Raw genomic sequence first — 24,826 nt, 5'->3', positions numbered from 1 at the left:
ATCTGAAGGGGTTCGAGACTGCTGGTCAGTCAAGGCAGAATTCGTTGCCTTCGGGATCGGCCATGACGATGAAGCCGTGTTCCAACGGCGGGTCCGGATCGACTCGGCGCAACCGAGTGCCTCCGAGTCCCGTGAGTCGGGTGCATTCTGCTTCGAGTGCATCCATCCGCTCATCGCCGTCGAGTCCCGGAGCGGCACGGACGTCGAGGTGCACGCGGTTCTTCACCGTTTTGGGCTCGGGCACCGTTTGGAAGAAGACCCGAGGACCGACCTGTTCAGGGTCTTCGATGGCGGCACGCATGTTCTCGGGACCGAGTTCGATGCCGAGTCCGGCGATGAATTCCTTCCAAGCGACGAGGGGGTCGTCGTCAGCACCGAGTCGCACCCCCGGAGGTCCTGGAATGATGTAGCCGAGTGCTTCGGCCCAGAAGCGGGCGAGCCTTTCGGGGTCGTGGCAGTCGACGGTCACCTGGATTGTTCGGCTCATGGTCGGTGGCTCCCTATTGTCCGGTTCTGCCGTCGATGCATTCACGCAGCAGGTCAGCGTGACCACAGTGGCGGGCATATTCTTCGATGCGGTGGACTAAGAATTCCCGAACCGCGATGTCTTCTCGGCCCACGTGTGTGCCGAGGTCGTCGTGTCTGCTGACTTCAGCGTCGGTGGCGGCCTGCTCCTGTTCCAGTCGGGCGAAGGCATCGGTGAGGACGGTTTCCTCGGGGTGAGACGGAACATCACTGAGGTCGAATGCGTCATCCAAGCTCCCATAGATCGGGGGTTCGGGTTCGCCGTCGGTGATCCAATTCCTCCAGTCTCGCTCCACTTCGGTCATGTGACGGACCAACCCGAACAGCGACATCGTCGACGGTGGGACGGAGAGCTTCATCATCTGCTCAAACGTGAGTCCCTGGCATTTCAGATCCAGGGTCAGCCGGTAGTCGCGCAGGTAGCTCAGCAGTGTGGCGAGTTCTCCGTCGGGACTGTGTCTGTCGGAGCTGCGGGGGTCGTCGTCGGGATCGACCCACATATCGGGGTAGACGGTGGCAATGCTCCAGCGCTGTGGTGAGGTGGACATGATGGTCATTCTGCTCCGGTGGACGGCTGAGCACCAGGGTCGAAGGCGCTTTGCCAGGGTTCAGACAGCCAAGCTGTCATCGAGTTCGAACAGGCTCGGCATCTCCTCTCGGATCATGATCCCGAAGGCGAGCGCACCTCCGAAGAGTCCCTCGATCGTGTCGACGGTCTGCAGCACCCGGTCCCGGGAGAACTCGGGCATGAGCTCTCCGTATTTGAGGTAGCCCTTGAGTGATCCGGTCGCGGCGGCCCTCACACCGAGTCGCCCGGTGATGAGCCAGATGATGCATTCGGTTTCGAACCGCGCCTGGACTCCCTCAGCCTTCGGCTCGACCGACGCCGCACCGAGGTCGCGCCCTGGCCTGCGGTGGTCGGAGAGGCTGAGCGCGAGTTCGCTGAGGAGATGGATGAGCATGACGGAGGGGCTGCGTGTGTGCGGAAGGTCGTCCGGCAGCAGGTTCTTCCGGTGCAGCGTATTGATGACTGCGTGCAGTCCATCCCAGGTGGGTGGGCTCGCCGCGGGCAGAGACCTGAGACCGTCGGTCGTGCGATCGGGCCTCTGCTTCGCACCGCGGGCCGCTTCGACGGCGGAGAGCTGCGGGAACCGACGAACAGCGGCGAGCAACTCATCCCATGACATCGGCAAGTGACGGTCGAGCAACTCGGCAACGTGGGAATCGAATGGTTTCGACTTCTGATCCATGTTCTCACGGTAGGCGCAGCCCCTGACACGAGATTCGGCGCCGGTCGGAGTCCGTGCCCGGGCGGCGGCGGTAGGCTCGCTGTGAAACAGATTCAGCGGGAAAGGAGAGAGTGTTGACCGAGCACAATCCGGATCTTCATCTGCGGATCGGGCGGGAGGAACTCGTCGTCCGGCAGCGCTACCAGGTGATCAGCATCGCCAATGATGTGCTCATCGGCCTGTGGTTCCTCATCGGCAGCTTCATGTTCTTCTCCGAATCACTGACCTATTCGGGAACCTGGCTGTTCGTCATCGGCAGTGTCGAGATGCTCATTCGCCCGGTCATCCGCCTCATCAGGCATCTGCACCTGCAGAGGCTGCGCAGCCCCGCAGCCGCCGGAGACGATTCCTTCGACTACTGACCGCTGTCATCCGCTCTCAAGTATCCGCCCGCCATTCCATCATGACCGGGCTCGCCCGTCGATAAGCCGCAGTCTGCGGTGCGCGAACTCGTTCGCCCAGCGCTGGTCGTGTGTTGTTGCCAGGACAGCGCCTCCACTGTTGAGGAACGACTCGATAATCGCGTTCAGTCGGGTCATTGCCGCGAGGTCGCGCCCGATCGTCGGTTCGTCAAGCAGCAGCACCGTGGTCTCGGTCATCAGAGCCGAGGCGATGACGATGTCTTTGCGCCTGGCCACATCGAGGTCGAATGGATGGTCGTCGGCGACCTCGGTCAGGTCCGCCTCGGCGAGGACGCTGTCTGCGGCTGCCAGGCGATGGTCGCGCACTCGCTTTCGGTCTCGCCGTCGATGCGGCGGCAGCGGAGCGGCGTGAAGCAGTTCGCGTGCCACTGTGGCTGCGGAGAGCTGCAGTCCTGCATCCTGTCCCACCCATCCGAGGTGAGCACTGCGCGCGTGGGCGGGCAGGGTGTCCAATCGGATCATCTCGCCGAGGCGGCTGACTGTGATCGTGCCCGTCACGGACGCCGACCGGTCGAGCAGGCCGAGGAGGGCCCGCAGAAGCGTGGACTTGCCGGCCCCGTTGGCACCGGTGACTGAGGTGAGTTCGCCGGGCCGCAGATCGAGGTCGAGGCCGTCGAGGATTCGGCTGCTCCCCCGATCCACGGTGAGGTCGCGAACGGTGAGCAGCGGATCTGCCTGTGACCTCAGCATCGTCGAGAGAGTCGCATCATCGTTCGGGCGGCTGTCCCAGATTCCGACGGATCGAACCGTGGGAGTCGCCGTCTGCAGCCGACCGGCGTCAAGGAAGCGGACCTCTTCGCAGATCCGGGTCAGTTCGTCAGTCTGATGACCGGTGATGAGCACAGCCCCTCCCCGATCACAGAATTCCTGCAGCACTGTCACCAGGCGCACACGCATCTGCGGATCCAAGGACTGTGCTGGTTGGTCGAGAACGAGCAGGTCGGGCCCGGGTGCGAGGATCCGTGCCACCGCGACCAGTTGCCTCTGCCCTCCGGAGAGCGTGTCCAGCCGTCGGTTCCATAGGTCTCCGATGCCGAGGAGCTCGAGCAGGTTCCGGGCTCGGCGGTGGGCATCGGCCGGATCATGCCCGTACAGTCGACACGCCAGCTGGGACTCGTCACCGACGTGGCTGGTCATTCCGCTCAGTTGCGCTTCCGGGTCATCGCCGAGCAGCGCCACGGTTCCGTTCCGGTCGATGGTGCCGGTCAGGGCTCCCCGAGAGACGACCTGTCCGGCGAACAGGCGGCAGAGAGTCGACGTTCCCGATCCGAGCGGTCCGAGCACTGCGGTCATGGTGCCGCTGACAACGTCGAAAGTGATTCCGCTCAGCGCGGCAGTGTCCTCTCCACGATAGGTGAACCACGCGTCCGTGATCGAAACGGTCATCTCAGGCACCGCCGATCAGCTGCGCGGCGCCCGGCAGCGGGAGGGATCCCGTCACCGAGGCGACGATGAGTCCGATGCTCACGAGCGGAGTCAGGATCCGCAGGAGGCTCTGCCCTGTCCCGTCCGTGTGGTCCTGGAGCGCAGTCGCGGTCGCGTTCGAATTGAGTCCGCTGGATTCGAGCACGTCGTGACGTTGGTCGACGGTCAGCAGGATCGCGGTGACGAGTCCTGTGACGATTCCCGGCAGCAGTCGGATGCGCACCCGCCAGGAGTCGGTGGCCCAGCCGCGGGCCTGTCTGGCTTCGATGATGTGTCGGGTGCGTGCGCCGATCATTGGGATGAGACCGATGGCAGAGGCGCACATATAGGCGACTGCCGAGGGCAGACGAAGTCGACGCAGACCGTCGAAGAGGCGAGCGGAGTCGGCACCCAGACCGAACATCGCGCACAGCCCGATCAGGGCGCTCACCCGCAGCCAGATCTGAACGGCGATGCTCAGTCCTTCGACGCTGAGGCGAGCGGGTCCGACCTGCCAGAGCACATACACATCGGTTCCGGGGTAGAACAGCCCCTGCACGACGATCAGCACAACCAGAGTCGGCAGGCACAGGAGACCTACTGTCATCGCCCATTCCCGCAGTCGCACGGCGGGTGAGACTGTCACGGTCACGACCGTGCCGGTCAGGATGATGACCGGCACGATCGGAGAGGGGATTCCGAAGACGAGCAGCAGGCTGCAGGCAAGGATGATCAATTCCGTGGCAGGGTGCAGACGACGCTTCGGGCGGTGAGCCTCAGCCGCGTCAACGGCGGCGTGCATGTCGGAAGAGGCGTGACTCATTCCGCCGGCTGTGCCGATTCGGTCTGTTTGGTCAGATCGGGGCCGTCGGACTTCTTCGCCCGGGGGCGACTATGAGCGGCGAACTCGTAGCGACCGACGATGCGTTTGGGCAGCGACTGGATGACGACATAGGCGAGGGCGAAGATGAGCGCCTTGTCGACGATGTCGGAGACCATGCTCTGAGCGAAGGTGGCATTGAACATCTCGAGGCCCGTCGCTTGGAGGATCGCGACGACTCCCCCGGTGCCGGCCCCCAGCCCGCCGCCGAAGACATAAGCGGCGACGGGTGCTCCGATGGCGCCGGCGGGAACACCGGCGACGGCGCCGACGATGATCGCGGTCCAGGGTGTGCGGAAGACTCCGAGCCTTGCTGCCCAGCCGGCGGCGGCGCCGATGAAGGCGGCCCCGGAGCTGAAGGCGATGACGCTGGGGCTCAGGGTCACGCCCCAGATGAGGTTCGAGATGATTCCCGTGAAGGCACCTGCTGCGGGGCCTGCCAGGACGCCGATGAGCACGGTTCCGATGGAGTCGAGGTAGAGGGGCACAGGCGTGTAGTTGCCGATGATCTGCCCGACGACGACGTTGAGGGCGATGGCGACCGGGATGAGCGCGAGAACGCTGCGAGGAATGAGCGGGAGAGTGCCTGCGGCGAGCAGAACTCCTCCGCCGAGATAGCCGAGCATGACCCACAGAGTGGTGTATCCGAGGTCAACGCCGAGGTTGGCAGGTTGGGTGAGGAGTACGGCGACGTAGGTGCCGAAGACGATGAGGGTGCCGAGCAGTGTGAGGATGAGGGGAAGAGTGCGGTTGCGGTTTTGTCCGGGACCGACCATGGTGGTCGGCCCCTGCCCAGACTGTCTGGAGTGTGCGGTCATGCGGGTGGTCCTTTCATCAGGGTGGCGCTCAGGTGGTCGAGGAAGGCAGGAGCGTCGATGGCGCGGATGATCTCTGCGTTCACGGGGCGGCCCCACCGCCCCAGCCAGTCGGCGACGGTTTCGCCTCGTGTGAGTGTACCCGTGAGTTCGACATCGACAGGTGCCCACAGCGTCGACGCCCATGGCAGGTCCCCCGCACTTCCCCTCACGGGCACCGGGGCGGACGGCTCCCGGGCGTCGGAGTCCGATCCCTCGAGCTCTGTTCCGGTCGACGTTGTGGTGTCTTGCCGAGCCCAGGACAGAGCGCAGGCGAGGACGAACGGGTCGTGGATGTGGGCGAGGTAGCCGAGCCCGTCGGTTTCGTGGAATTCGAAGTAGAACCGAAGCGCCTCGGCCAGTTGTGCGAGTACTGATTGCCAGCGGTCATCGGCACCACCGGCAGAGGATCCGTCGAGGATGGTGGCGAGACGCTCGGGTGTCATCTCAACGGCTTCGGTCGCTTCGATCGGGGCGATGACCGGAAGGTGGGCCAGCCTCTCCTCCTGTCTGGTGCGGTCGAAAGCGGCAAGCACCTGGGCGGTGGACTCAGGGTCGAAGGTGACATTCCATTCCGTCGTCGGGTGGGTGTTGCCCCGGTAGTTGAACGCTCCGCCCATGATGAAGAGACGTTTGAACAGACTCGGGAGTTCCGGGTCGATTTCGAGGGCCAGGGCAAGATTCGTGGCTGGACCGATGACGACACCGAGGAGCTGTCCGGGATGGGCGTGGGCAGCATCGACCCAGGCCTGAGCCGCCGTCACCGAACTCACCGGCCCGCTCGGGGTCGGCAGCCGCGCATATCCCCGCCCGGACTCCCCATGGGTGAGGTCGGCATATTCCAGGGCTTCGCCCGTTGCCGTCTCCGCTGCCTGCGGATCCATCTGCAGGACCCGCCATGCCAGCGGAAGACTGTGGCCGGCGTGTACGGGAATGTCGCTGCGTCCGGCCAGCGACAGCCATCCGCGGGTGTTCTCGACGACTTGTGCGGTGGCGACGTTGCCTCCGGATGCGGCGATGCCGACAACGTCCACGTCGTCTTGGCAGCACAGGTAGGCCAGTGCAATAGCATCGTCGATTCCGGGGTCGCAGTCGAGGAAGAGCGGCAGAGCGGCAGGCATGGTTCTATTCTGCCGGACCCGGCTGTGTCACCACCGTCGGAGGCGGGCCCAGTTTCCGCAGGCTTGGGTGGATCCCCGTCTCACCAGTCGGCAGCAGAGGTAGAGCTTCGCCGAGGGAGGTTCGTCGATTCCGAACCTTTCTCTCATGTCGATGGCTTCCTCACTGCCGAAGGGAGTGCCGATGACCTCACCGAACGGCATGCTGGTGATCCACGGTTTGGCGGCGAAAGTGAAGGCGTTGAAGAACATTTCACAGTCACAGCAGCAGGCACCCATGCTGCTCAGCCGCGCGAGAAGAGCCGTGGCGCGTGGAGCCGTACGGTCACGGAAGCCTTCCGCGAACCTGTGGGTGCCGTTGCAGCCGAATTCGCCGAGTTGGCGGAACACATAGCAGGCCAGGCATTCGCCGGGGCGCGGAGCGAAGACACGTGCGGTCTCCTCGTCGATGATCGTTCTGACGTCGTTGTCAATGGTGTTCTTGTCCATGGCCACACAGTTCCAGACGGCACTGACATGACACGAGGCGAATTAACATCGTTCATCGATTTCCGACCTATTAATGCAGGTCACAGCTGGAGAAGACTTTTCACCTTAGAATCGTGCCCATGAGCATTCTCGTCATCGGTGAGGCCCTCATCGACATCGTCAGCACGCCCGGGAGTCCAGACCGATATGCACCGGGTGGAGCTCCAGCCAATGTCGCTCTCGGGCTGGGCCGCCTCGGCGACGATGTCGAGTTCCTCACCGATGTCGGCGATGATTTCCACGGTGGGTTCCTTCTCGCTCATCTTCAGGAGTCTCAGGTCGCCGTGCTCGCTTCACCACGTGGCGCCACGTCGACGGCGCTGGCTCGCCTCGCCGATGACGGCTCCGCCGAGTACGAGTTCCACCTGCGGTGGGACCCTGACTCTTCCCTGCTCAAGGACGCACCTCGCTCCGTTGTGCATTTCGGCTCGATTGCGGCATTCCTTTCGCCCGGCGCCGCAGCCATCGATGATGTCCTCGCCTCTGCGACCGGGGCTTTCGGTACGCATCCTCGTCCGCTCATCTCCTTCGACCCGAATATCCGACCGTCGATCATCGGCGCCCGCGAAGATGCGCTGCCGCGATTCGAGGAGTTGGCTCGTCGAGTCGACGTTCTCAAACTCAGCGACGTCGATGCGAACTGGCTCTATCCCGATCTCGACGAGTCCGCACAGGTCGACCGTCTTCTCAGCCTCGGGGCGAATCTGGTCGCCATGACTCGCGGTGGTGAGGGTGCGATCGTGGCGACCGCCTCGGCGCGGGCATCGGTGACCTCAAAGAAGGTGGAAGTCAAAGACACGATCGGGGCCGGGGATACGTTCATGGTCTCACTCATCCACGACCTGAATGCACAGGAGAACGCTGTGTCCGATCTCAGCACGGCAGAACTCACAGCCCTGGGAGATCGCGCATCGGCGCTTGCGGCGATCACGGTCAGCCGTGAGGGTGCGGATCTGCCGTGGGCCGCGGACCTCACGAACTGAGGAATTCGCCGAGCTGTCGCAGGCAGATGTCATGGCCGTTGCGGTGTCCGTCGATCATTCCCCGACCGACGAAGGACACGACCTGGTCGACGAGCTCGACCCGGGTGCCTGTCGGGATAGCGGTCAGGGTCCAGGTGATGATGGCCGTCGAGAGGATCTCATCGTCTTTGGTGAGAGTCTCCGTTGTGACGATGTGACGTCCCGGCTCAAGTGAGCAGTACTGCCCGGTGGAGACGAACTCGAGTTCTCCCGGTGACCCACAGCGGGCACGGATCGCACCGCCCGGACGGAATTCGTCGATGTCGCACACCATCTCCTCTCCCTCGGGGACTCCCCACTGCACGCGCTGATCCGAATCGGCGAAGGCGTTCCAGACCTTTGAGACCGGATGCTCGAAATCAGCGCCGAGGCTGATCGTCGCGGTCACTGGCGCGCCCTGGTCGGATGCTGCCTCACTCACCGAAGAACACCACCTGGTTTCCGTCCGGATCGGTGACCGGCAGGATGCGCTGTCCGCCTCCTGGGGACGGTTCGTCATGGTCGATTCCGGCCGCTCGCAGATGCTCGGCCATCGTGTCGAGGTCGTCCACGTCGAGAACCACGTTGGAGCGTCCGGCTCGCTGCGGGTCCTCCCAGATCTGGATTCCGAACCTCTCGTCGAAGAGCCATTGGGCCAGCCCCGCCATCGGCTTGTCATCCGGCTGTCTTTCGAAGAGTCGGGAATACCATTCGGTCGCTTCCTTCTCGCTGGTGACAACGATATTGGCCATGAGTCCGGTGATCATGATCGCTCCTTCGGGATCAGTCTTGAGATTGAGTGATTGCATTCTGCAATCACTTATTCCATGGAAGCACACATCGGCCCCGGGAACAAGAGCGACGCTCAGCTCAGCCCCCGAACGGGGCCAACGCAAACCGGCCCCATGCGAGGAACGCAAATACCAGCAGGTATGCGGTGTCCCCCGCCATCAGGCCCCATTCGCTGCGTCGAAATCGGGTTGTCGCCGCCCCAGCCATCACCAGCATGAGTCCACACGCCGCGATCGGCGAGAGAACCGGAAGGACCCCCACCAGCGGCGGCACGATCAGTCCGATCACACCGAGGAGCTTGATTGTTCCGATGGCTTTGATATGCCCCGGACTGAAATCGTCCACCCAGTGCTGACTGTGAGCCAGCGCCCGATACTTCTCCTTGGACAGGATCACCTGCGAGGCTCCGCCGATGCCGAAAGCCACTGCCATTGCGGCGGCGACGACCCATAGTACGATGTCCATCATTGCAATTCTCCTTTGCCGAAAGAGCCCGGTCGGACTCTCACTCTGATGACGCATCGCCGCCAGGAAAGGTAACAGCCATCGCGCAGTCATCTTCGACCTCAGAGTTCGAAGCTCATCGCCCTCGCCTCACTGCGTTGGCCACGAGAGTGCTCGGCTCGCACTCGGACGCCGAGGATGCCGTTCAGGAGACGTGGCTCCGCTGGGAGCGGAACGGCCCGGAGTCCATCGACAATCTCGGCGGGTGGCTGACCCGGGTCATCGGACGCATCTGCCTCGATGCGCTCCGCCGACGCACCACTCGGGGAGAATCGTCGCTTGACGCCTGGCTCAGCGAAGCAATCGTCGACGAGGATGACCCGACGCCTGAGCAGAATGCAACTTTGTCGGATTCGCTCGGACCGGCCATGCTCATCGTGCTCGACTCGCTGCGCCCGGAGGAGCGAGTCGCGTTCGTCCTCCACGACATGTTCTCAGTGCCCTTTGCCGAAATCGCGGCCGTCATCGGATCCTCGGAAGCCGCCGCGAAGATGGCCGCCAGTCGGGCCCGGCGCAAGGTCAAGGACACACCACCACCGTCCGGAGAACTTTCACAGCGCCGTGCTGTCGTCGACGCATTCCTCACTGCCGCACGGCTTGGAGACTTCGACGCTCTGCTGCACTTTCTCGACCCGGGACTGACGTGGCACCGCAGCAACGCCCGCGGCCACATGGTCCGGATGGGTGCGAACGAGGTGCTCGCAGCGATTCGGCGCGGCGATCCGGACAGGATCGAAGTTCGAAAGGTCAACGTCAACGGCGAGCCGGGTCTGCTCGTTCTGACCGCAAGCGGTCACCGTTTGGGACTCATGGCATGCACCGTGGCAGACGGCAGATTGGTCGGCATCGTCTCGATCACCTCAAGGAAGCTGCTGGAGCGACTGAGACTGCCCGGGCAGTAGGCCCACCTGAATCAGCTTCCCGAGATCTCGGCCTCGTAGGCGGCCTGCAGTCGCTCCGAGGAACGCGGTTCGTCAGGATTCGGGCGCGGCACCCCGAGGTGGGTCTCCCGAAGCTCATCCACGAGACCTGCGACGAGTCGGGAGTCATCGGCCATGATTCTGGATCGGATCGTCAGCTCCGGCGAGGTCTCCCGGTGGGTCATTCCCCACGTTCCGAGGGCGACCATGACCGGCAGAGTCTGGATTCCAGCCTCGGTGAGGGTGTACTGGGCTCGCTGCCCGCGTGCGGCTTCCGCTTTTGTCAGCAGCCCTTCGTCGATGAGCTTCCTCAGACGACTGGCGAGCATGTTCGAGGCTATGCCCTCATCATTGTGGGTGAGCAGCTCGCGGAAGTGCCGACGATTGCCGAAGATGATGTCCCGCAGGACGATGAGCGACCAGTTGTCGCCGAGGACCTCGACGGCGGCATTGATCGCACATCCTGAACGCGGCTGTGCAGGCATCGCCCCACCTCCAGTGATTGCATTCTGAAACTACTTAATCTTACACTGGGTCCACTTCCCCGGAACCCACGCCATCCGTCGGACTGAAGACATCAGCCGAACCATCACATTGGAGTGCACATGGCCAAAGCGTGTGTCAACAACCTCTTCGTCTCCCTCGACGGATTCGCTGCCGGCGAGTTCGTCACCTTCGATCAGCCGATCGGCGAAGCCCAAGCACTGTTCTCCTACTTCGACGGCCGCGGCATCGAGGGCGTGGACAAGGTCGACGCCCCGGTGACCGCAGACCGCGCTCTGTTCGCCATGTGGGGGCAGGGCATCGGAGCCGAGATCATGGGCCGGAAGAAGTTCGGTCCCCAGACGGGGCCGTGGCCCGACGACGGCTGGCGTGGCTGGTGGGGTGAGGAGCCGCCGTTCAAGACCCCGTGCTTCGTTCTCACTCATCATCCACGGGAGCCGATGGAGTTCGACAACGGCACGAGTTTCCACTTCATCGACGCGTCGCCCGCGGAGGCACTCGCCGAGGCGACCTCTGCCGCTGACGGCGGCAATGTCCGCATCGGCGGCGGTCCTTCGATGGTCAGACAGTTCCTTGCGGACGGCCTCGTCGACTTCATGCACCTCGTCATCGTCCCGGTCACCCTCGGCCGCGGGGTCTGGCTCTGGGAAGGACTCGAGGGGTTGGAGAAGGACTTCACGATCGAGAGTCTCACCACGGCCAGCGGTCTGACCCATCAACTGTGGAACAGACGAGGCTGAATCTCAGCGGCGACTCGAACCGGACTCGTCGGAACGCCCGATGGCCTGTGGTCTCGGTTCGGAGACCACAGGCCATCGGGTAGGGACGGGACAGCGCCCGCATGGATTGTCAGGTCAGTTGATCGCCTCGGCGATGGGGGTCTGCCCGTCGTAGAAGTTCACAGTCTCACGCACAGCTGCAGATTCGGCGATGACGTGTGTGATGACCTCGGCGACGAGTTCGCGGGAGGTCACCCGCACCTCGTCTGCCGGGCGTTCACCGTCGAGATCGCCGGCCGCATCGGCGATGAGGACCTTGCCGCTGGAGGGCTCGAGGGTCAGACCGCCGGGTCCGAGAATCGTGAAGTCAAGGTCGCTGGCGCGCAGGTGCTCGTCTGCACCGGCCTTGGCCTCGACGTAGGGGTAGAACGAGCTCTCGGGGTCGACGCGATCACGGTCGACGCTCGCACTGGCATAGGAAACCATGACGAAGCGCTTGACGCCCGCCTGCCCGGCGGCGTCGATCGATCGCTTGGCTGCTTCGAGGTCGACGGCCTTGGTCCGGGCCGGGTTGCCGCCGCCGGCGCCTGCGGAGAAGACGACAGCCTGGGCTCCGGAGAACAGATCGGCGAGCGCCTGAGTGTCGGCGGTTTCGATGTCGAGGACGACCGGGTTGGCCTCAGCGGCTTCGACATCTGATGACTGGTCGGGGTTGCGGATCACCGAATCGACGGCGAAGCCTGCGGCCTTGAGCTTGGGCGCGGCCAGAAGTGCGATCTTTCCATGGCCGCCGAGAATGACGACACGAGTTGAATCAGACATATCTACCTCCGTTGTCGGTGAAGCTTGGCATTCGGTACAGCGATGCCACTTGCGCGATTATTCCCAGTCCGCCGGTATTCTGAGGACCATGACCGACGACTTCTCCCCCGCCGACGTCGTGCGCCGGCTCGAGCGTGGACAGCAGGTCGTCATCCCCTCCTCGAAACGCAACGTCTTCACTGCTTTGGCCATCGCGGTCCCGCTCGGCATCGGCCTGCTCGCCTTCTTCGTCTACATTGTCACTGCAGCTCTCGGTGACGGAGGCAGCCCATGGGTCATCGTTGCGAACCTGCGCATGTGGGCAATTGTCGCTGGCATCATCGGATGCCTCGTCGTCGCGCCGATCGGCGTATTCGTGCGGCTGCGCAGGCACGAATCCCTCGTCGTCTCCCCCACCGGCGTCGGGTCGGCCCGGCGCGGTGAGGTTCTGCCCGGGACTCTGCTGCCATGGCACGATATCGAGTCAGTGGTCTTCGAATCGGCGGTGTCTCCAGGCCCGAAGGTGCTCGCTTATATGCTCACCGAAGAGGCAACCCGCCGACTCATCGGACGCGGGCGCAATCCGCGCGTGCTCGTCAGAAGCGGATTCGTCCTCTCACATCGCCGACTCTACCCGGTCCTCAGGGCCGCTCATGCCCGTTTCTCACCACACGTCCATGGACACCGATAGGCCCACACATCCTCGTGCCTTACCGTTGAGTTCATGATCCGACGCCTCCTCGCTCGCGCTTTCTGGTCCTTCAGCAAGTGGAACCTCGTGACCGAGCCCGCTCCGAACCGTCCGACCATCCTCGTCGGCGCTCCGCACACTTCGAACTGGGACTTCGTCGTCATGCTCGCGATCGCGTGGCGCATGCGCGTCGACGTCCATTGGCTGGGTAAGCATTCCCTGTTCACCGGCTGGCGGGGGCCGATCATGCGGGGACTCGGTGGGATTCCCGTCGATCGGTCTGATCCGAGCAAGATCGTCACCGAGGTGGTCGACCGCATGCGAGACGGCGAGGTCTTCGCGCTCGTCATCACCCCGGACGGCACCCGCGGCGGACACACTCATTGGAAATCCGGGTTCCATCGCATCGCGATGGCAACGGGAATGCCCGTAACGTTGGGCTACCTGGATACCGCGACCCGGACGACGGGGCTGGGCCCGACCCTGGAGTTGACCGGCGACATCGCCGCGGACATGGATCGGATCCGCGAATTCTACGCCGACAAGCGTGGAATCCGCCCGCACCTGCAGATCACGCCGAGGCTGCGCGAAGAAGACTCCGCCGGTGACGATCGCGAAGGCGAAGCGGAGCCGAACTGAGATGGACGGTGATCTGCGCGTCCCCGCCGGGCCGGGTATCCCCGCCGGGCTGGTCATCCCCGCGTCCGACCTGTCCGAACAGTTCTCCCGGTCATCCGGCCCGGGCGGCCAGCACGTCAATACCTCCGATTCACGGGTGCAACTGAGCCTCGACCTGGCCTCAGCGAGATTCCTCACCGAGGTTCAACGCGAGCGAGTGCTCAGTCGGTTGGCACCACGACCGTCGGGCACCGTGGTGACCGTGACTTCGGAGAAGCAGCGGTCACAGCTGAAGAACCGTCAGGACGCACGCATGCGTCTGGCGCAGCTGCTGCGTGAGGCGTTGGCTCCGCCGGTGCAGAGGCGAGCGACGAAGCCGTCACGCAATTCCCGTCGTCGCCGAGTCCGGACCGAACAGCGGCGGTCGGAGATCAAACGCAACCGTCGCAAGCCCCGTCTCGATTGAGCCCCGGTGGTGACAGCGGTTGACGTGAAGAGCAGAATGGGCGACATGAACAGCATCGACATTCTCACCGACCTGTCCCAGCGCCCTCTCCAGGCAGCACAAGCTCTGCCCGACCTCTCCCCCGAACAGCTCAACAGCCGTCTGGGTGGTCATCCGAATTCCGTCGCCTGGCTGCTGTGGCACAGCGGCCGTGAGATCGATGTGCAGCTTTCGGACCTCACTGGCCGCCCTCAGCAGTGGGAGGACTTCCGGAACCGGTTCGATCTCGGCGAGATCGGCGAGACCTTCGGCTACGGACACAGTCCCGAACAGGCGGCAGAGATCAAGGTCGACGATCAACAGCTGCTCGTCGACTACCTCGCCGCTACTCTGAACGCGTTCACCGACTATGCAAAGACGCTCTCCGAGGATGACTTCGACGAAGTCATCGACAGGAACTGGACTCCCGCAGTCACTCGTGGCGTTCGGATGGTCTCGATCATCGACGATGCGATCCAGCATGTCGCGCAGGCGGCGTTCATCGCAGGTGCGTCTGTTTGATTCGGTTCAGGGTCGACAGAAATCCCTGACTTCGCCGAGGATGCTCATCCCAGCCGCACGGTAAGTGGCGACGGCGACTGTGTTCGATGTCGGCGTGGCAACGGTGACGCTCGACGCCCCCATCTCCCTCAGCGCCGCGGCCGCGGCCAGTGTCATCTCGACTCCGAATCCGTGACCCCGGTGGTCGCCGTGGACGCCGAGTGGTTCGATGACACCGGGGCGCCTAGGACCGGCCGACCAAACGGTTGTGGCACCGGCTGGAGCGCCGTCGGCGGTAAATCCGACGAGACATTTGGCCTGCTTATAAGCGTGACCGTCGGCCATGGACCGCCAACGGTCCGCAGTCAATGAGGACCCGGGAAAAGCCGAGGATTCGACCGCGATACGGTCGGCGATACGGTTATCTGCTCTGTCGGGGTCGACCGTTTCGATCCGCTGGGTAACGGATGGGATCGGTTCGCTCAGATCTCGGTGGAGCGTGGTCCACGCTTCATCAGATCCCCAGCCCGCCTCGGTGAGGGTATGTTGCAGGGCGGATCCGAATCGAGCTTCGACGATGCCCTTCCCTGCAGGCAGCAGTTCGGTGAGATCTCCGGTGAAATCGGCCAAGATCGCCTCAGCGAGCGCTTGGTCATCGGAGTGATCGGGTGAGATGGCCATTCGGATGAGTTCGGATTCGTCGAGGAATCCGACGGCCGCAGCTTCGTCGCCGACAGTCCACACCCGCAGTGCCGAGGCGAGCGCATCGGCCCCGAAACGCTGATACCAGCCCAGGTCGCCGGGATGAACCTGCAGAGGCATTCCTTCGCGCTGCCAGGACCCGACGATGTCGATGATGCCCGGCAGGTCCGTCGTAGTCGGTGTCAACATGGTCATTCCTCTGTCCTCGTCTCTGCTCGCCAGATCACTTCACCGTCGTCGATCTCGTCGGTCGGCTGCAGTCCGAGACGGTCAGCGATTCGGGCGGAGGCGGCGTTGTCAGGATGGATGGCCGCACTCAGCGCGGTCACGTGGTGATCCGCCAGCCAATCTACCATGGCTCGGGCCGCCTCGGTGGCGAATCCCTGCCCCTGGCTGTCGACTCCGATGACCCAAGCGATGTCGGCTTGATAACCGGTTTCGGCTCTTGTCACTGTGGCCTGGACATATCCGACTGCAGCGGACTCAGCCGTTTCGCGAACGATCCAGTTCAGCCAGCCGGCGTCACCGGTCGGTGAGGCACCTGCGGATTGGAGTGCATAGAGTCGTTCGAGTTCGGACAGGCTCGGGCTCGTCCCACCGATATGGGTGTATAGGTCGAGTGAGGACAGTGTCTCCACCATCTCCGACGCATGGTGGACTGTGAGCGGCTCAAGCTGCAGCCTGTCGGTGACGATGGGTGTCGCCCGTGGCCAATTCACACTGCGGTTCGAGCTTTCTGCCGGGTTCACGGATTCAGCCCTCGTTCGTTTGAACGGGCCTCGTCCGATTGCTGACGCGGGAAGCGAAGTCGACGATCTCCGCCTCGACCTCGAGGCGGGTGGTCGGTTCGTTGTGGACTTCGTGGCGGACTCCGGCGAAGACGCGGGTGCGCACATCGTCGTGTCCGGTCGCGCGGAGGCGGTTCGCGACGTGATAGGCGCCTTCGCCGTAGTTCGCGACAGGATCCTGATCACCTGCGAGGATGAGCACCGGCAGACCGCTGGGGATCGTCGCGTACCAGGAATCGGCATTGGCACCGTCATAGAGGTCGACGAACCCCTGCAGGAATCGCGCACTCATCGGGGCGCCGAAGTTGTTGAAGGGGTCGCGCCCATGATCGGCGACGACAGCCTCGTCGAGGGCGACCCAGGAGGTGGGGCCGGCATCCGGACCGAAACGTTCGATGAATCCGTCGAAGAGCTGGCCCACCAATTGATCGGATGCAGGTTCGGCTCGTCGGTTGCCGGTGGCCGCCTCGGCGAGTTCGACACGGTCGATGGTCTGATCGATACCGCGTATCTGCGCAGCGATTCCACACAGAGCCAGCCCCGCGAGGCCAGCCGTCGGATCGGAGGCCATGACCCGTGCAATCATCGATCCCCAACTGTGACCGAACACGATGTACGGCAGATTCGGGAGGATCTCGCGAGCCTTGCGCTGCAGCGTCAGTTCGTCGGCGACGACCACTCGAGCTGCGTCGTCACCTGTATCGACCCAGATTCCCGACTGCATGGCCGTCCGACCGTGACCGGAATGGTCATCGGCGACGACGGCGAATCCGGAGTCGACGAGGGTGGCGATGAGGTGGTGGTAGCGCCGGGAATGCTCGCCGAGGCCGTGGATGATGTGGATGGTGGCTCGAGGTTCAGTGGTCGGTGTGTAGAGCCAGCCGAAGACCGTGTCACGACCGTTGTGAGAGGTGAACTCGATTTCGTGCAGGGCCAAGGTGGGACTCCTCTGTCGTCACGTGTGTCCGCACCGCCGTGGTGCAGTTCGCAAAACCTGTGGAATGCAGATCACCCTACCGCACCGATTCGACCTGGGTGCGGGGACCCTGGGTGCGGGGACGGAGGCTTTCACCTGCTCAATGGCCTTCGGCCCGGCGCGCGGCCATCTCGTGCCAGGTGAGTCGCACCTCTCCAGACGTCTGACGAATCGCCTCGACGAGGTCGTCAGTCGCTCCGATGACAGAGCTGATACCGTCCTGACCCGACGATTTGAGCACGATCTGCCATCCAATTCTGCCAGTCGACGGAGACGTCTCCGCCGTATAGCCTCCCCAAAAGTGAACTTCTGTGCCTTCGGCGACATCAGCATCGGGGTCGGGCCTGAGAGCAGCCTGAAACGCGCGCACCGCGCGCTCGGCGGCAGCACCTGTGATCGAGGCCCGGACTTGAACTACGGTCCACACGTCGAACGGCCAGTCGTTGAGCCAGTGGTCTGACGGTGTGAACGGTTTGACGTCGGTTCCGCTGTGCATGCATTCCTCCTCAGAGGTTCATTGACAGATGTTCATCGGCCCTCGGCGACATGCGGATTCGCTGCCTCATGAGCGAGTCTCTCACCCTTCCTGACGACCGTGGGCCCGGTCGTGGGCGGATATCCAGGATCAGGCATATCCTTGACCCATGCCGTTCGAAGTCGTTTCATTCACCGATGTCTCCACCGCGGGACTCGAATCCTCCCCCGTCGCCGAGGCGCTGGCTGGTCTGCGCGCCAACGAGGCACGGTACTTCTCCAACAAATACAAACACACATTCGCCGTGGCCCCGGCCGCCGAGGTACAGGAGGCCCTGAACTGGGTGGAGGAGATCCTTGACTCCGAGCGTGAGATCGTACCGACCTCGCCTGCCCTCGAAGTCAGCATCAATGACGTCGATGGCATCTATTGGGTGCACGTCTTCTACGAGTCCGGGCTCGCAGTCAATGTCCTATGGACACGAGCAGACGATGGCAAGCGGGCCGTCGGCTTCAAACTTTCGGAGGGGATGGACGTGCCTCCCGAGCTGTCGGCGTTCAAGTTCGCCCGTCAGAAGTCGAAGCTCGCCGGGGAGATCCGTGGATCCTTCTTCAAGATCAAGGGTGATCATCCCCTGCCGTAGCGTCACGACGCGCAGGTCCTGAGGCCGCGACCGGCCGTTTTCACTCCTCGGTCGTTCGCGGTCTCAACTCATCGAGTTCAGTCTCTGAGAACATACTTCAGGGTTTCGACCACTTGATCCGTCGTCTGGCACCAGGCCTTGGCTTCGGCATCGACTTCTTTGAGCGGATGCACGATGTCGGCATCGTGGAGGGTCACATAGGGTGTGCCGAGTGCCGCGCAATAGCCGGCATCGAAGGCGGCGTTCCATTGCTTGTACTTGTCTCCGAAGCGCACGACGACCATATCGGCCTTTTCGATCAGGGTCCGGGTGCGGATGGCGTTGACCTTCGCCGACTGGTGATCACGCCAGAAGGCGCTGTCGTTCTCGCCGAGGTGGTCACCGGCAGCATCGCTGGCAGGATGGTCGGTCACGGGTGCGGTGAAATCGATATCCAGACCGGCCGCCTCGGCACCGCGCTTGATCTCATCGCGCCACTCGGTGTGGATCTCACCGGACAGATAGACAGAGAAACTCAAGTCGATCACTCCTCATTCTTATGGCAGAAGGGACCGGTTCGTCCCTCAGGCACCACCATAGCCAATCGGAGGTCAGACGCTCAGCGCCGACCGCGCGGCCGAGCCCCAGACACAAATGTCGCAGGCAGTGTCGTCTGCGGGCTCAGCCCCGGCGGTCGTCACCGTCAGGAGGTTGCCGTCCAGACGATCTCGGCAATGCGTTTCTCGGCGACCTCATCGATAGTGTCGAAGTACCATGCGGCGGGCATCAGCGTTCCATCGGAACCACCGGCTGGGGTGAGGTCGACCTTTTCGGTGAGGGCCAGGTTGACCCGCTCGTCATTGCGCAGTGTCACCAGTGCAGGAGTGCTCGCTGACAGAGCATAGGCAGGCATGCCGTACCAGATCCGCGGCTTGAGACTGGGGGCGACGGTCACGATGATCTCGTGCGCTCGCTGCATGAGCGATCGTTCCGGTTCGTCCATCTTCGCGATCTTGTCGATCACCTGGGACAGGTTCTTCTCGTCTTTGGTCGTCATGTCATGTCCTTACGTCAGCCGGTGTGTCGCACCGGCGGTTGAAGACGGCGCAGAAATGCGCCGCACCCCATCTGGACATGTTCCGGGCCGACCGGAGCTCTCCGCAATGATTCAGGCTTAGGTACCTGGAAGTGCTGGCAACCGTACGTGCTGCCAGTTTCCACGATACTTGCATCGACGCCTCCCCGCCAGGACAGCCGAGATCCACAACGGACGTGTGGCTAGCGAAGTTGTTCGGATAAGTAGGCCTCTGCGATGCTCAGGTGTCCCTGGCTGCCGATTGAGTTCTTCGCCTTCTGCGGGTACGCATGATTGGCGAGGGGAACTTTCACGGTTATGACGTCGACTCCGCGGCTTCGGGCCGATTCGGCCCATGAAAGCTGGTCGGTTGGGGTGATCACGTCATCGCGCATCGCTGTCATCATGAGCACCGGCGGCGCGGGTGCTTTCAGATGCGTGACGGAATCGGCCACTGAGTAGCGTTCCGGATATTCCTCCGGTGTGCCACCCGTGTAGCTGGTTGCGAACAGGCGCGTGCCGGATCCCGCGCCGGGCCCGGTGGGGGCGTTCTCGTAGAGGCCCGTCACGTCGAACGCGGGGTAGTCGGCAATGACCGCCGCCGGAACCGGAACCTTCCCACCGCAGGACGATTCGGCGTCGCCCTGCGCTGCGGCACCGGCGGTATTGGCGACCATGTTGCTGCCCGAACTCTCGCCCCAGAACGCAAGACGATCGGTGTCTGCACCGATCGTGTCTGCGTGGGTCTGAATCCAGCTTGCCGCACAGGCGACCTGCGACGGTGCGCTCTGCCAAGTGGCGTTATCCAGGGTGGCGAGTTCGTATTCGACCGATACGACCAGGTAGCCGTGATCGGCGAGTTCACGGAGCTCTGAACTCGCCGCGTTCGGTTCGCCTGCGATCCAACCGCCTCCGTGGACGTACATGATCGTCGGAGCTGAACCCTTCGCTCTCTCAGGTTCGTAGATCGATACGGAGAGGTCATCGCCTGAGCTGGATTTGTCGTACACTTCCTTGCGATCAGGCGATGCCGAGTCGATCGCCGAGAGTCCGAACGTCGCAGTGAACAGGTTCACCGAACCACCGGCCGAGGTGATGGCGACGAGGAGCACAATGACGACAGCCAGATTCGCGATCGTGCTCACCACTCCGAATCCTGTCACCACAGCTCCGGTCCTTCGCCGGCCTCGGCGCAGGCAGACGATTCCCAACCCAAGCACAATCGCTCCGATCACAGTCGCCATCGGCGCCATCGTCGGCGCAAACCGGGCCGCAGCGGAACTGAACGGGCCAAGCCCGGGAATGAGCGATGCCAGGCCGATGACCGCAGCGATCGCACCGAACACGAGCGCGAGGATGAGACCCGTTGCCCGAACTGTATTGGCCGCGCGCTGGGGCACCGCGGGCTGTGACGAACTCTTGCTGGCTGTCATCTTCGGTCCTCGCCTTCCGATCTGTCGGGTTGAGATTCCCGCTGCAGCAGATCTCATCGTGGCGGTCACCTCCTGACGCCAGGGGCCACTCTAACGCAGTCCGATTCTCACAACCCAGATGAATCGGCCTGCGTCCACGGCCATGGGAGCGCAGCCGAGGTCAGCAGAGAATCCCTGCACTGAGTCAGCCTCATCGATGTCGCGAGGCTAGTCGGGCATATTGGACGATCTGCAGATCCCACTGATCTGGAATGCGGTTCGGCGGTCATAGTCGGCTCGAGGCGGTCGGCCCCCGTGCTTGAGGACGAGAGCATTGTCGCGGGCAAGTGATTGGAAGTCTTCTGCTGTGAAGGCGGGGACCAATACGCCGGCGGCGTGCCCCTGAGCGACAAGGCTGTCGTGGAATTCCGTTCCGGCATGGCACAGGGCCAGCAACGGCTCGGAGTCGCGATACTCCTGGAGGAGAACATCATTGACCGCAGGAACTCGATACTGCAGGTCACGCAACGCATAGATATACGAGCAGATACGTTCTCGGACCTCGCCGATGGACCGCATCTCCTCGATGACCGTCTGCAGCTCCACCGCAACAACCTCGTCGATGACGGCATCGATGAGCCCGATTCTCCCGCCGAGTCGATTGAAGATCGTCGCCTTGCTCACATCTGCGACTGCGGCGACCTCCTCGAGGGGCGCAGAGAACCCCCGCTCCCGGAACACCTGGACCGCCGCACGTCGTATCCGGTCGACATTCCGGCGAGCATCCGAGCGAAGAGACTGCACACCACTTGGATCAGACACGATGACGCTCCCTCCCACAGCGACAAATAACTTGATCATAGCAGTCAATTTGGTGCAGAATGGGGCCACGCAAGTTGACCTTATGAGTCAATTTCAATCATGACAGCAGCTCTGACGTGCGCACTGAGCACGACGTCAGTTCATATTTCGCACGAACGGGAATTCAGATGATCATCGTCACCGGAGCGACAGGCACTCTCAACGGAGCCACAGTCGACCACCTTCTGAAGCGGATTCCGCCAGAGCAGATCGGCGTCAGCGTACGCGATCCCTCGCGTGCGACCCATTTGGCCGATCACGGAGTCCGCGTACGGCAGGGGAGCTATGACAATCCAGCGGCTCTGCGCCAATCGTTCGCGGACGCCGAACAGGTTCTCCTGGTGTCCTCCAGCGACCTTACTGCCGACGTCGTCGCACAACACCGCAGGGCGATCGATGCAGCCGTCGGTGCAGGGGCTCAGCGGATCCTGTACACAAGCACCCACGGAGCAGGCTTTGACACTCCCTACCCGCCGCTCGGAATCCATGCGGCCACGGAACAGTATTTATCAGAATCGGGAGCAGCCTGGACCTCGTTGCGAAACGGCTTCTACGGAGACCCGGCTCAGCTGCTCGGTGCGTGGGAAGAAACCGGCGAGATCGCTATGCCCGCCGATGGACCATTTTCCTGGATTGATCGCCGCGACGCGGCGGAGGCCGCTGCTGCGGTTCTGACTGCGGATGAACCGTTCGAGGGCCCGATCGACCTGACGCTGCCCAAGCCGGTCACCCTCGCGGATTTCGCCGCTTCCGCGTCCGAGATCGCCGGACGCCGAATCGAGCGCGTCGTCGTGGACGACAAGAAGTGGGTGGCCGACGCCATCTCCCGCGGTACGCCCGAGGAGGTCGCGCGTTTCACCCTGTCGATGTTCCAGGCAACAAGGAGCGGGCATTTCTCGGATTCGGACCCCACGCTCACGCGACTCCTGGGACGCAGCCCACGCAGCATCACCGATCAATTGAAAGATCTCGATACTCGGTGACACGGTCGCCGTCCACTAGACGTCGAATCTGAGTTCCACCCATGAGACGTCCAACGAGGCTGCCACTTCAACGTCGGAGTGAAGTCCCACCGCTTCCAGCTCTCGAATCCCGACGCATTCGGCCAGGGCCTGAGTCAGACGTGGCCTCACTGCCTCGAATAGGTCGGCGGCAGCTGAGGCCACAGGACTCATCTCCTCGCGGATTCCGCGATCTGCAACCCCAGAGCGCACGGCCCCTGCACCGAGGTGGTCTTCAAGCGAGGGGCGCAGCGAGTCGTACGGCTATTCGAGACCGCCTCGGCGCTGTCCTCGGTCACGGCTGATCGAGCAGCGCAATGCCGAAACCGCCGACGACGGCCCGTACTTCGTCGAGGTAGCGTTGCGCCTGTTCGGTCAGCGGGATCCCGGAATGATCGATCCAGCCGATCTCGATGCGCTCCTCGACCTCGAGTGGAATCGCGACAATGGCCGGATCGAGATCGTCGCTGATGATGCCCGTCGAGATGGTGTAGCCGTCGAGCCCGATCATCAGGTTGAAGATGGTCGCACGGTCAGAAACCCGGATCTCCTGCTTGCTCGACAGGGTGGAGAGAATCTCCTCGGCGAAGGAGAACGAGTTGTTCGCCCCCTGGTCGAAGGTGAGCCGAGGCAGGGCGGCGAGATCGTCGAGGGTGACGCGGCGGCGGGAGGCAAGCGGGTTCGTACGAGAGATGAAGATGTGCGGGGAGGCGAGGAAGAGCGGGTGGAACGCAAGCCCGGAATCTCGCAGCAGCTTATCGATGACCTTCCTGTTGAAGTCGTTGCGGTAGAGGATGCCGAGCTCACTGCGGAGCGTGCGAACGTCTTCGATGATGTCCCAGGTACGCGTCTCTCGCAGTGAGAACTCGTACTCGGCAGCATCGCTGGCCTTGACCATCCGAACGAAAGCATCGACGACGAACGAGTAGTGCTGCGCCGAGACTCCGAGCAGACGCCGGGACGGTGGGCGCCCTAGGTAGTGCTGCTCGAGGAGTTCCACCTGTTCGACGACCTGCCGGGCATAGCCGAGGAACTCCACACCGTCGTCAGTCAACGTCACCCCGCGGGCGGATCGGACGAGCAGAGCGCGATCCACACGGGTCTCCAGGTCCTTCATCGCGGCAGACATGGTCGGCTGAGAGACATAGAGGAGATCGGCGGCGGCGGTGATCGATCCCTCCGACGCGACCTCGATGAAGTACTGGAGTTGCAGCAGCGTGATGTTCTTCAGACCTCGAGACATAGATCAAGGCTATAGGAATCCATAGTTCCCCCGAGTTACCCGATGACCACAGGGGACGGGCAGGATGGATCACAGACATGCCAGCGACCACAACCGGCCGAACACCCACCGAATTGGACGTCCATGACACCTGAGTTCTCATTCAGCATCACCACGACTCGATTCGACGAGGACTACTCGCCGTCGGAGAGCACCCGAGCGACGACGAACTTCGCCAACCTCGCCAGGGGCGAGGACCGCCAGCAGAACCTCCGCACTGCTCTGAGCATCATCAATCGCCGCTTCAACGAACTCGCGTCCTGGGACAATCCCGACCGGGATCGCTATGTCCTCGAACTCGACATCGTCTCCGGAGGACTTCACTTCACCTCGGGCGGCCGGGAACAGGAGTTCCCGCTGCTCGAAGTCCTGGATATCCAGATCATCGACAGACTGACTGGAAAACGTTACCCCGGGATCGTGGGGAACAATTTCTCGTCCTTTGTCCGCGATTTCGATTTCAGCGTGCGGCTGCCGGCTGCCAATGAGGCCGCAACCGAGTTCACGGTCCCCGATGACTTCGGTGATCTGCATGGCAAACTATTCCAACACTTCCTCGATTCTGCTGCCTATCGGGAACGGTTCCAGACGGCACCCGTGATCTGCATCAGCGTGTCCACGAGCAAGTCGTACCGTCGGACCGAGAATCACCACCCGATTCTCGGGTTCGAATACCAGCAGGACGACTACTCGCTGACCGATGACTACTTCGCAAAGATGGGACTCCAGGTGAGGTATTTCATGCCACCGGGCAGCGTCGCACCGCTGGCCTTCTACCATCGCGGCGACCTCCTCGGCGACTATTCCGATCTGGCGCTCATCGGCACGATCAGCACGATGGAGACTTTCCAGAAGATCTATCGGCCCGAGATCTACAACGCGAATACCGCCGCCGGAGAGGTCTACCGGCCGACGCTGGACCGGCACGACTTCTCGGAGATGCCGGTCACCTATGATCGCGTCGAACGCAACCAGCTCGGCACCAGACAGGGAAAGTTCACGGAGGAGTTTTTCGTCAACCCGCACCGAGAGATGCTCGAGCAGTGGGCGTCCGACCGCCCCGTCCCAGTCGCATGA

34 protein-coding genes are annotated in these 24,826 nt (G+C 63.1%); 11 read left to right on the top strand and 23 right to left on the bottom strand.

Annotation, left to right across the window (positions count from 1 at the left end; genetic code table 11):
* Positions 1 to 25: 25 nt before the first annotated feature.
* Genes ACVZTU_RS07485 through ACVZTU_RS07475 form a run of 3 tightly spaced genes read right to left on the bottom strand, consistent with a single transcriptional unit; the run spans position 26 to position 1,775 of the window.
* Positions 26 to 487: a VOC family protein gene (locus ACVZTU_RS07485; RefSeq protein ID WP_139466867.1), complete on the bottom strand. Its 462-nt coding sequence runs from the start codon at positions 485 to 487 to the stop codon at positions 26 to 28.
* 13 nt (positions 488 to 500) lie between these two features.
* Positions 501 to 1,073: a DinB family protein gene (locus ACVZTU_RS07480; protein ID WP_139466866.1), complete on the bottom strand. Its 573-nt coding sequence runs from the start codon at positions 1,071 to 1,073 to the stop codon at positions 501 to 503.
* Positions 1,074 to 1,133: 60 nt separating this feature from the next.
* The gene (locus tag ACVZTU_RS07475) at positions 1,134 to 1,775 is read right to left on the bottom strand and encodes a hypothetical protein (protein WP_482401667.1); all 642 of its coding nucleotides are present in this window, start codon (positions 1,773 to 1,775) and stop codon (positions 1,134 to 1,136) included.
* A 113-nt stretch (positions 1,776 to 1,888) separates the two neighbouring features.
* On the opposite strand from ACVZTU_RS07475, the gene ACVZTU_RS07470 reads away from it, so the two are divergent.
* The gene (locus tag ACVZTU_RS07470) at positions 1,889 to 2,176 is read left to right on the top strand and encodes a YrhK family protein (RefSeq protein WP_139466864.1); all 288 of its coding nucleotides are present in this window, start codon (positions 1,889 to 1,891) and stop codon (positions 2,174 to 2,176) included.
* A gap of 39 nt (positions 2,177 to 2,215) precedes the next feature.
* Here ACVZTU_RS07470 and ACVZTU_RS07465 read toward each other — a convergent pair whose 3' ends face one another.
* The 5 genes from ACVZTU_RS07465 to ACVZTU_RS07445 are packed head-to-tail and all read right to left on the bottom strand — an operon-like array spanning position 2,216 to position 6,981.
* Entirely contained in the window at positions 2,216 to 3,622 is a 1,407-nt protein-coding gene (locus tag ACVZTU_RS07465) for an ATP-binding cassette domain-containing protein (protein ID WP_482401666.1), read from the bottom strand.
* Position 3,623: 1 nt separating this feature from the next.
* A complete protein-coding gene (locus ACVZTU_RS07460; protein WP_139466862.1) occupies positions 3,624 to 4,442 on the bottom strand; it encodes an energy-coupling factor transporter transmembrane component T family protein in 819 nt (272 codons plus the stop codon).
* A gap of 17 nt (positions 4,443 to 4,459) precedes the next feature.
* Entirely contained in the window at positions 4,460 to 5,338 is an 879-nt protein-coding gene (locus ACVZTU_RS07455; protein WP_482401665.1) for a histidine kinase, read from the bottom strand.
* Positions 5,335 to 6,495 (bottom strand): nucleoside hydrolase, encoded by a 1,161-nt coding sequence (locus ACVZTU_RS07450; RefSeq protein ID WP_482401664.1) that lies wholly within the window; start codon positions 6,493 to 6,495, stop codon positions 5,335 to 5,337. The genes ACVZTU_RS07455 and ACVZTU_RS07450 overlap by 4 nt, the downstream gene beginning before the upstream one ends.
* A gap of 27 nt (positions 6,496 to 6,522) precedes the next feature.
* A complete protein-coding gene (locus ACVZTU_RS07445) occupies positions 6,523 to 6,981 on the bottom strand; it encodes a DUF2695 domain-containing protein (RefSeq protein ID WP_482401663.1) in 459 nt (152 codons plus the stop codon).
* A 119-nt stretch (positions 6,982 to 7,100) separates the two neighbouring features.
* Between ACVZTU_RS07445 and ACVZTU_RS07440 the strand changes: the two genes are divergently transcribed.
* Positions 7,101 to 8,003: a carbohydrate kinase family protein gene (locus ACVZTU_RS07440; RefSeq protein ID WP_482401662.1), complete on the top strand. Its 903-nt coding sequence runs from the start codon at positions 7,101 to 7,103 to the stop codon at positions 8,001 to 8,003.
* Here ACVZTU_RS07440 and ACVZTU_RS07435 read toward each other — a convergent pair.
* From ACVZTU_RS07435 to ACVZTU_RS07425, 3 genes are all read right to left on the bottom strand, one after another.
* On the bottom strand, positions 7,993 to 8,463 hold the full coding sequence (locus tag ACVZTU_RS07435; protein WP_482401661.1) for an SRPBCC domain-containing protein: 471 nt from the start codon (positions 8,461 to 8,463) through the stop codon (positions 7,993 to 7,995). The two genes, ACVZTU_RS07440 and ACVZTU_RS07435, sit on opposite strands and share 11 nt — an antisense overlap.
* Positions 8,456 to 8,788: a VOC family protein gene (locus ACVZTU_RS07430; protein ID WP_139466856.1), complete on the bottom strand. Its 333-nt coding sequence runs from the start codon at positions 8,786 to 8,788 to the stop codon at positions 8,456 to 8,458. Before ACVZTU_RS07430 ends, ACVZTU_RS07435 begins: the two co-directional genes overlap by 8 nt.
* Before the next feature lie 103 nt (positions 8,789 to 8,891).
* On the bottom strand, positions 8,892 to 9,281 hold the full coding sequence (locus tag ACVZTU_RS07425) for a DoxX family protein (protein ID WP_218973594.1): 390 nt from the start codon (positions 9,279 to 9,281) through the stop codon (positions 8,892 to 8,894).
* 77 nt (positions 9,282 to 9,358) lie between these two features.
* Between ACVZTU_RS07425 and ACVZTU_RS07420 the strand changes: the two genes are divergently transcribed.
* The gene (locus ACVZTU_RS07420) at positions 9,359 to 10,219 is read left to right on the top strand and encodes a sigma-70 family RNA polymerase sigma factor (RefSeq protein ID WP_139467402.1); all 861 of its coding nucleotides are present in this window, start codon (positions 9,359 to 9,361) and stop codon (positions 10,217 to 10,219) included.
* 11 nt (positions 10,220 to 10,230) lie between these two features.
* Here the strand turns inward: ACVZTU_RS07420 and ACVZTU_RS07415 are convergent, their stop codons facing one another.
* Positions 10,231 to 10,722, bottom strand: coding sequence for a winged helix-turn-helix transcriptional regulator (locus tag ACVZTU_RS07415; RefSeq protein WP_139466855.1), 492 nt, complete (start codon positions 10,720 to 10,722; stop codon positions 10,231 to 10,233).
* Positions 10,723 to 10,842: 120 nt separating this feature from the next.
* Between ACVZTU_RS07415 and ACVZTU_RS07410 the strand changes: the two genes are divergently transcribed.
* Positions 10,843 to 11,481 (top strand): dihydrofolate reductase family protein, encoded by a 639-nt coding sequence (locus tag ACVZTU_RS07410; RefSeq protein WP_139466854.1) that lies wholly within the window; start codon positions 10,843 to 10,845, stop codon positions 11,479 to 11,481.
* Positions 11,482 to 11,595: 114 nt separating this feature from the next.
* Here ACVZTU_RS07410 and ACVZTU_RS07405 read toward each other — a convergent pair whose 3' ends face one another.
* Positions 11,596 to 12,282 carry an SDR family oxidoreductase gene (locus ACVZTU_RS07405; protein WP_139466853.1) on the bottom strand — a complete coding sequence of 229 codons (687 nt, stop codon included), beginning with the start codon at positions 12,280 to 12,282 and terminating at the stop codon, positions 11,596 to 11,598.
* Between the two features lie 88 nt (positions 12,283 to 12,370).
* On the opposite strand from ACVZTU_RS07405, the gene ACVZTU_RS07400 reads away from it, so the two are divergent.
* From ACVZTU_RS07400 to ACVZTU_RS07385, 4 genes are read left to right on the top strand one after another with little or no spacing between them, the layout of a single operon-like run.
* Complete coding sequence (locus ACVZTU_RS07400; RefSeq protein ID WP_482401660.1) at positions 12,371 to 12,952, top strand: hypothetical protein; 582 nt, start codon at positions 12,371 to 12,373, stop codon at positions 12,950 to 12,952.
* A gap of 33 nt (positions 12,953 to 12,985) precedes the next feature.
* On the top strand, positions 12,986 to 13,591 hold the full coding sequence (locus ACVZTU_RS07395; RefSeq protein WP_482401659.1) for a 1-acyl-sn-glycerol-3-phosphate acyltransferase: 606 nt from the start codon (positions 12,986 to 12,988) through the stop codon (positions 13,589 to 13,591).
* A gap of 1 nt (position 13,592) precedes the next feature.
* On the top strand, positions 13,593 to 14,036 hold the full coding sequence (gene arfB / locus ACVZTU_RS07390) for an alternative ribosome rescue aminoacyl-tRNA hydrolase ArfB (protein WP_482401745.1): 444 nt from the start codon (positions 13,593 to 13,595) through the stop codon (positions 14,034 to 14,036).
* A gap of 45 nt (positions 14,037 to 14,081) precedes the next feature.
* Positions 14,082 to 14,576 carry a mycothiol transferase gene (locus tag ACVZTU_RS07385; protein ID WP_139466850.1) on the top strand — a complete coding sequence of 165 codons (495 nt, stop codon included), beginning with the start codon at positions 14,082 to 14,084 and terminating at the stop codon, positions 14,574 to 14,576.
* 6 nt (positions 14,577 to 14,582) lie between these two features.
* On the opposite strand, the gene ACVZTU_RS07380 is transcribed toward ACVZTU_RS07385, so the two are convergent.
* The 4 genes from ACVZTU_RS07380 to ACVZTU_RS07365 form a co-directional block, all read right to left on the bottom strand.
* Positions 14,583 to 15,446: a GNAT family N-acetyltransferase gene (locus ACVZTU_RS07380; protein ID WP_482401658.1), complete on the bottom strand. Its 864-nt coding sequence runs from the start codon at positions 15,444 to 15,446 to the stop codon at positions 14,583 to 14,585.
* Positions 15,447 to 15,448: 2 nt separating this feature from the next.
* Complete coding sequence (locus ACVZTU_RS07375) at positions 15,449 to 15,976, bottom strand: GNAT family N-acetyltransferase (protein WP_482401657.1); 528 nt, start codon at positions 15,974 to 15,976, stop codon at positions 15,449 to 15,451.
* Between the two features lie 34 nt (positions 15,977 to 16,010).
* Complete coding sequence (locus ACVZTU_RS07370) at positions 16,011 to 16,982, bottom strand: alpha/beta fold hydrolase (protein WP_482401656.1); 972 nt, start codon at positions 16,980 to 16,982, stop codon at positions 16,011 to 16,013.
* A gap of 139 nt (positions 16,983 to 17,121) precedes the next feature.
* Complete coding sequence (locus tag ACVZTU_RS07365) at positions 17,122 to 17,517, bottom strand: hypothetical protein (protein ID WP_482401655.1); 396 nt, start codon at positions 17,515 to 17,517, stop codon at positions 17,122 to 17,124.
* 148 nt (positions 17,518 to 17,665) lie between these two features.
* Between ACVZTU_RS07365 and ACVZTU_RS07360 the strand changes: the two genes are divergently transcribed.
* On the top strand, positions 17,666 to 18,139 hold the full coding sequence (locus tag ACVZTU_RS07360; RefSeq protein ID WP_482401654.1) for a phage tail protein: 474 nt from the start codon (positions 17,666 to 17,668) through the stop codon (positions 18,137 to 18,139).
* Positions 18,140 to 18,216: 77 nt separating this feature from the next.
* Here the strand turns inward: ACVZTU_RS07360 and ACVZTU_RS07355 are convergent, their stop codons facing one another.
* The 4 genes from ACVZTU_RS07355 to ACVZTU_RS07340 all read right to left on the bottom strand — a co-directional run bounded on the left by ACVZTU_RS07355 (position 18,217) and on the right by ACVZTU_RS07340 (position 21,427).
* The gene (locus ACVZTU_RS07355; protein ID WP_139466844.1) at positions 18,217 to 18,657 is read right to left on the bottom strand and encodes a YtoQ family protein; all 441 of its coding nucleotides are present in this window, start codon (positions 18,655 to 18,657) and stop codon (positions 18,217 to 18,219) included.
* Between the two features lie 164 nt (positions 18,658 to 18,821).
* The gene (locus tag ACVZTU_RS07350; protein WP_139466843.1) at positions 18,822 to 19,175 is read right to left on the bottom strand and encodes a DUF1801 domain-containing protein; all 354 of its coding nucleotides are present in this window, start codon (positions 19,173 to 19,175) and stop codon (positions 18,822 to 18,824) included.
* A gap of 221 nt (positions 19,176 to 19,396) precedes the next feature.
* The gene (locus ACVZTU_RS07345) at positions 19,397 to 20,626 is read right to left on the bottom strand and encodes an alpha/beta hydrolase fold domain-containing protein (RefSeq protein WP_482401653.1); all 1,230 of its coding nucleotides are present in this window, start codon (positions 20,624 to 20,626) and stop codon (positions 19,397 to 19,399) included.
* A gap of 207 nt (positions 20,627 to 20,833) precedes the next feature.
* Complete coding sequence (locus ACVZTU_RS07340) at positions 20,834 to 21,427, bottom strand: TetR/AcrR family transcriptional regulator (RefSeq protein WP_229663894.1); 594 nt, start codon at positions 21,425 to 21,427, stop codon at positions 20,834 to 20,836.
* A 167-nt stretch (positions 21,428 to 21,594) separates the two neighbouring features.
* On the opposite strand from ACVZTU_RS07340, the gene ACVZTU_RS07335 reads away from it, so the two are divergent.
* Positions 21,595 to 22,449, top strand: coding sequence for an NAD(P)H-binding protein (locus ACVZTU_RS07335; protein ID WP_181270394.1), 855 nt, complete (start codon positions 21,595 to 21,597; stop codon positions 22,447 to 22,449).
* A 15-nt stretch (positions 22,450 to 22,464) separates the two neighbouring features.
* On the opposite strand, the gene ACVZTU_RS07330 is transcribed toward ACVZTU_RS07335, so the two are convergent.
* Both ACVZTU_RS07330 and ACVZTU_RS07325 read right to left on the bottom strand, forming a co-directional pair.
* A complete protein-coding gene (locus ACVZTU_RS07330; protein ID WP_139467400.1) occupies positions 22,465 to 22,719 on the bottom strand; it encodes a 2-phosphosulfolactate phosphatase in 255 nt (84 codons plus the stop codon).
* Between the two features lie 43 nt (positions 22,720 to 22,762).
* Positions 22,763 to 23,710 carry a LysR family transcriptional regulator gene (locus tag ACVZTU_RS07325; protein ID WP_139466839.1) on the bottom strand — a complete coding sequence of 316 codons (948 nt, stop codon included), beginning with the start codon at positions 23,708 to 23,710 and terminating at the stop codon, positions 22,763 to 22,765.
* Positions 23,711 to 23,833: 123 nt separating this feature from the next.
* Here ACVZTU_RS07325 and ACVZTU_RS07320 point away from each other — a divergent pair, with 123 nt between their 5' ends.
* Entirely contained in the window at positions 23,834 to 24,826 is a 993-nt protein-coding gene (locus tag ACVZTU_RS07320; protein ID WP_139466838.1) for a putative oxygenase MesX, read from the top strand.

Source organism: Brevibacterium sp. OS20 (assembly GCF_056837565.1).
This window is presented reverse-complemented; position numbering and strand designations above follow the sequence as displayed.

Coding starts and splice junctions, on each gene's coding strand:
- ACVZTU_RS07485 (WP_139466867.1), bottom strand. CDS start 487: ATGAGCCGAACAATCCAGGTGACCGTCGACTGCCACGACCCCGAAAGG.
- ACVZTU_RS07480 (WP_139466866.1), bottom strand. CDS start 1,073: ATGTCCACCTCACCACAGCGCTGGAGCATTGCCACCGTCTACCCCGAT.
- ACVZTU_RS07475 (WP_482401667.1), bottom strand. CDS start 1,775: ATGGATCAGAAGTCGAAACCATTCGATTCCCACGTTGCCGAGTTGCTC.
- ACVZTU_RS07465 (WP_482401666.1), bottom strand. CDS start 3,622: ATGACCGTTTCGATCACGGACGCGTGGTTCACCTATCGTGGAGAGGAC.
- ACVZTU_RS07460 (WP_139466862.1), bottom strand. CDS start 4,442: ATGCACGCCGCCGTTGACGCGGCTGAGGCTCACCGCCCGAAGCGTCGT.
- ACVZTU_RS07455 (WP_482401665.1), bottom strand. CDS start 5,338: ATGACCGCACACTCCAGACAGTCTGGGCAGGGGCCGACCACCATGGTC.
- ACVZTU_RS07450 (WP_482401664.1), bottom strand. CDS start 6,495: ATGCCTGCCGCTCTGCCGCTCTTCCTCGACTGCGACCCCGGAATCGAC.
- ACVZTU_RS07445 (WP_482401663.1), bottom strand. CDS start 6,981: ATGGACAAGAACACCATTGACAACGACGTCAGAACGATCATCGACGAG.
- ACVZTU_RS07440 (WP_482401662.1), top strand. CDS start 7,101: ATGAGCATTCTCGTCATCGGTGAGGCCCTCATCGACATCGTCAGCACG.
- ACVZTU_RS07430 (WP_139466856.1), bottom strand. CDS start 8,788: ATGATCACCGGACTCATGGCCAATATCGTTGTCACCAGCGAGAAGGAA.
- ACVZTU_RS07425 (WP_218973594.1), bottom strand. CDS start 9,281: ATGATGGACATCGTACTATGGGTCGTCGCCGCCGCAATGGCAGTGGCT.
- ACVZTU_RS07415 (WP_139466855.1), bottom strand. CDS start 10,722: ATGCCTGCACAGCCGCGTTCAGGATGTGCGATCAATGCCGCCGTCGAG.
- ACVZTU_RS07410 (WP_139466854.1), top strand. CDS start 10,843: ATGGCCAAAGCGTGTGTCAACAACCTCTTCGTCTCCCTCGACGGATTC.
- ACVZTU_RS07405 (WP_139466853.1), bottom strand. CDS start 12,282: ATGTCTGATTCAACTCGTGTCGTCATTCTCGGCGGCCATGGAAAGATC.
- ACVZTU_RS07400 (WP_482401660.1), top strand. CDS start 12,371: ATGACCGACGACTTCTCCCCCGCCGACGTCGTGCGCCGGCTCGAGCGT.
- ACVZTU_RS07395 (WP_482401659.1), top strand. CDS start 12,986: ATGATCCGACGCCTCCTCGCTCGCGCTTTCTGGTCCTTCAGCAAGTGG.
- arfB (WP_482401745.1), top strand. CDS start 13,593: ATGGACGGTGATCTGCGCGTCCCCGCCGGGCCGGGTATCCCCGCCGGG.
- ACVZTU_RS07385 (WP_139466850.1), top strand. CDS start 14,082: ATGAACAGCATCGACATTCTCACCGACCTGTCCCAGCGCCCTCTCCAG.
- ACVZTU_RS07380 (WP_482401658.1), bottom strand. CDS start 15,446: ATGTTGACACCGACTACGACGGACCTGCCGGGCATCATCGACATCGTC.
- ACVZTU_RS07365 (WP_482401655.1), bottom strand. CDS start 17,517: ATGCACAGCGGAACCGACGTCAAACCGTTCACACCGTCAGACCACTGG.
- ACVZTU_RS07360 (WP_482401654.1), top strand. CDS start 17,666: ATGCCGTTCGAAGTCGTTTCATTCACCGATGTCTCCACCGCGGGACTC.
- ACVZTU_RS07350 (WP_139466843.1), bottom strand. CDS start 19,175: ATGACGACCAAAGACGAGAAGAACCTGTCCCAGGTGATCGACAAGATC.
- ACVZTU_RS07345 (WP_482401653.1), bottom strand. CDS start 20,626: ATGACAGCCAGCAAGAGTTCGTCACAGCCCGCGGTGCCCCAGCGCGCG.
- ACVZTU_RS07335 (WP_181270394.1), top strand. CDS start 21,595: ATGATCATCGTCACCGGAGCGACAGGCACTCTCAACGGAGCCACAGTC.
- ACVZTU_RS07325 (WP_139466839.1), bottom strand. CDS start 23,710: ATGTCTCGAGGTCTGAAGAACATCACGCTGCTGCAACTCCAGTACTTC.
- ACVZTU_RS07320 (WP_139466838.1), top strand. CDS start 23,834: ATGACACCTGAGTTCTCATTCAGCATCACCACGACTCGATTCGACGAG.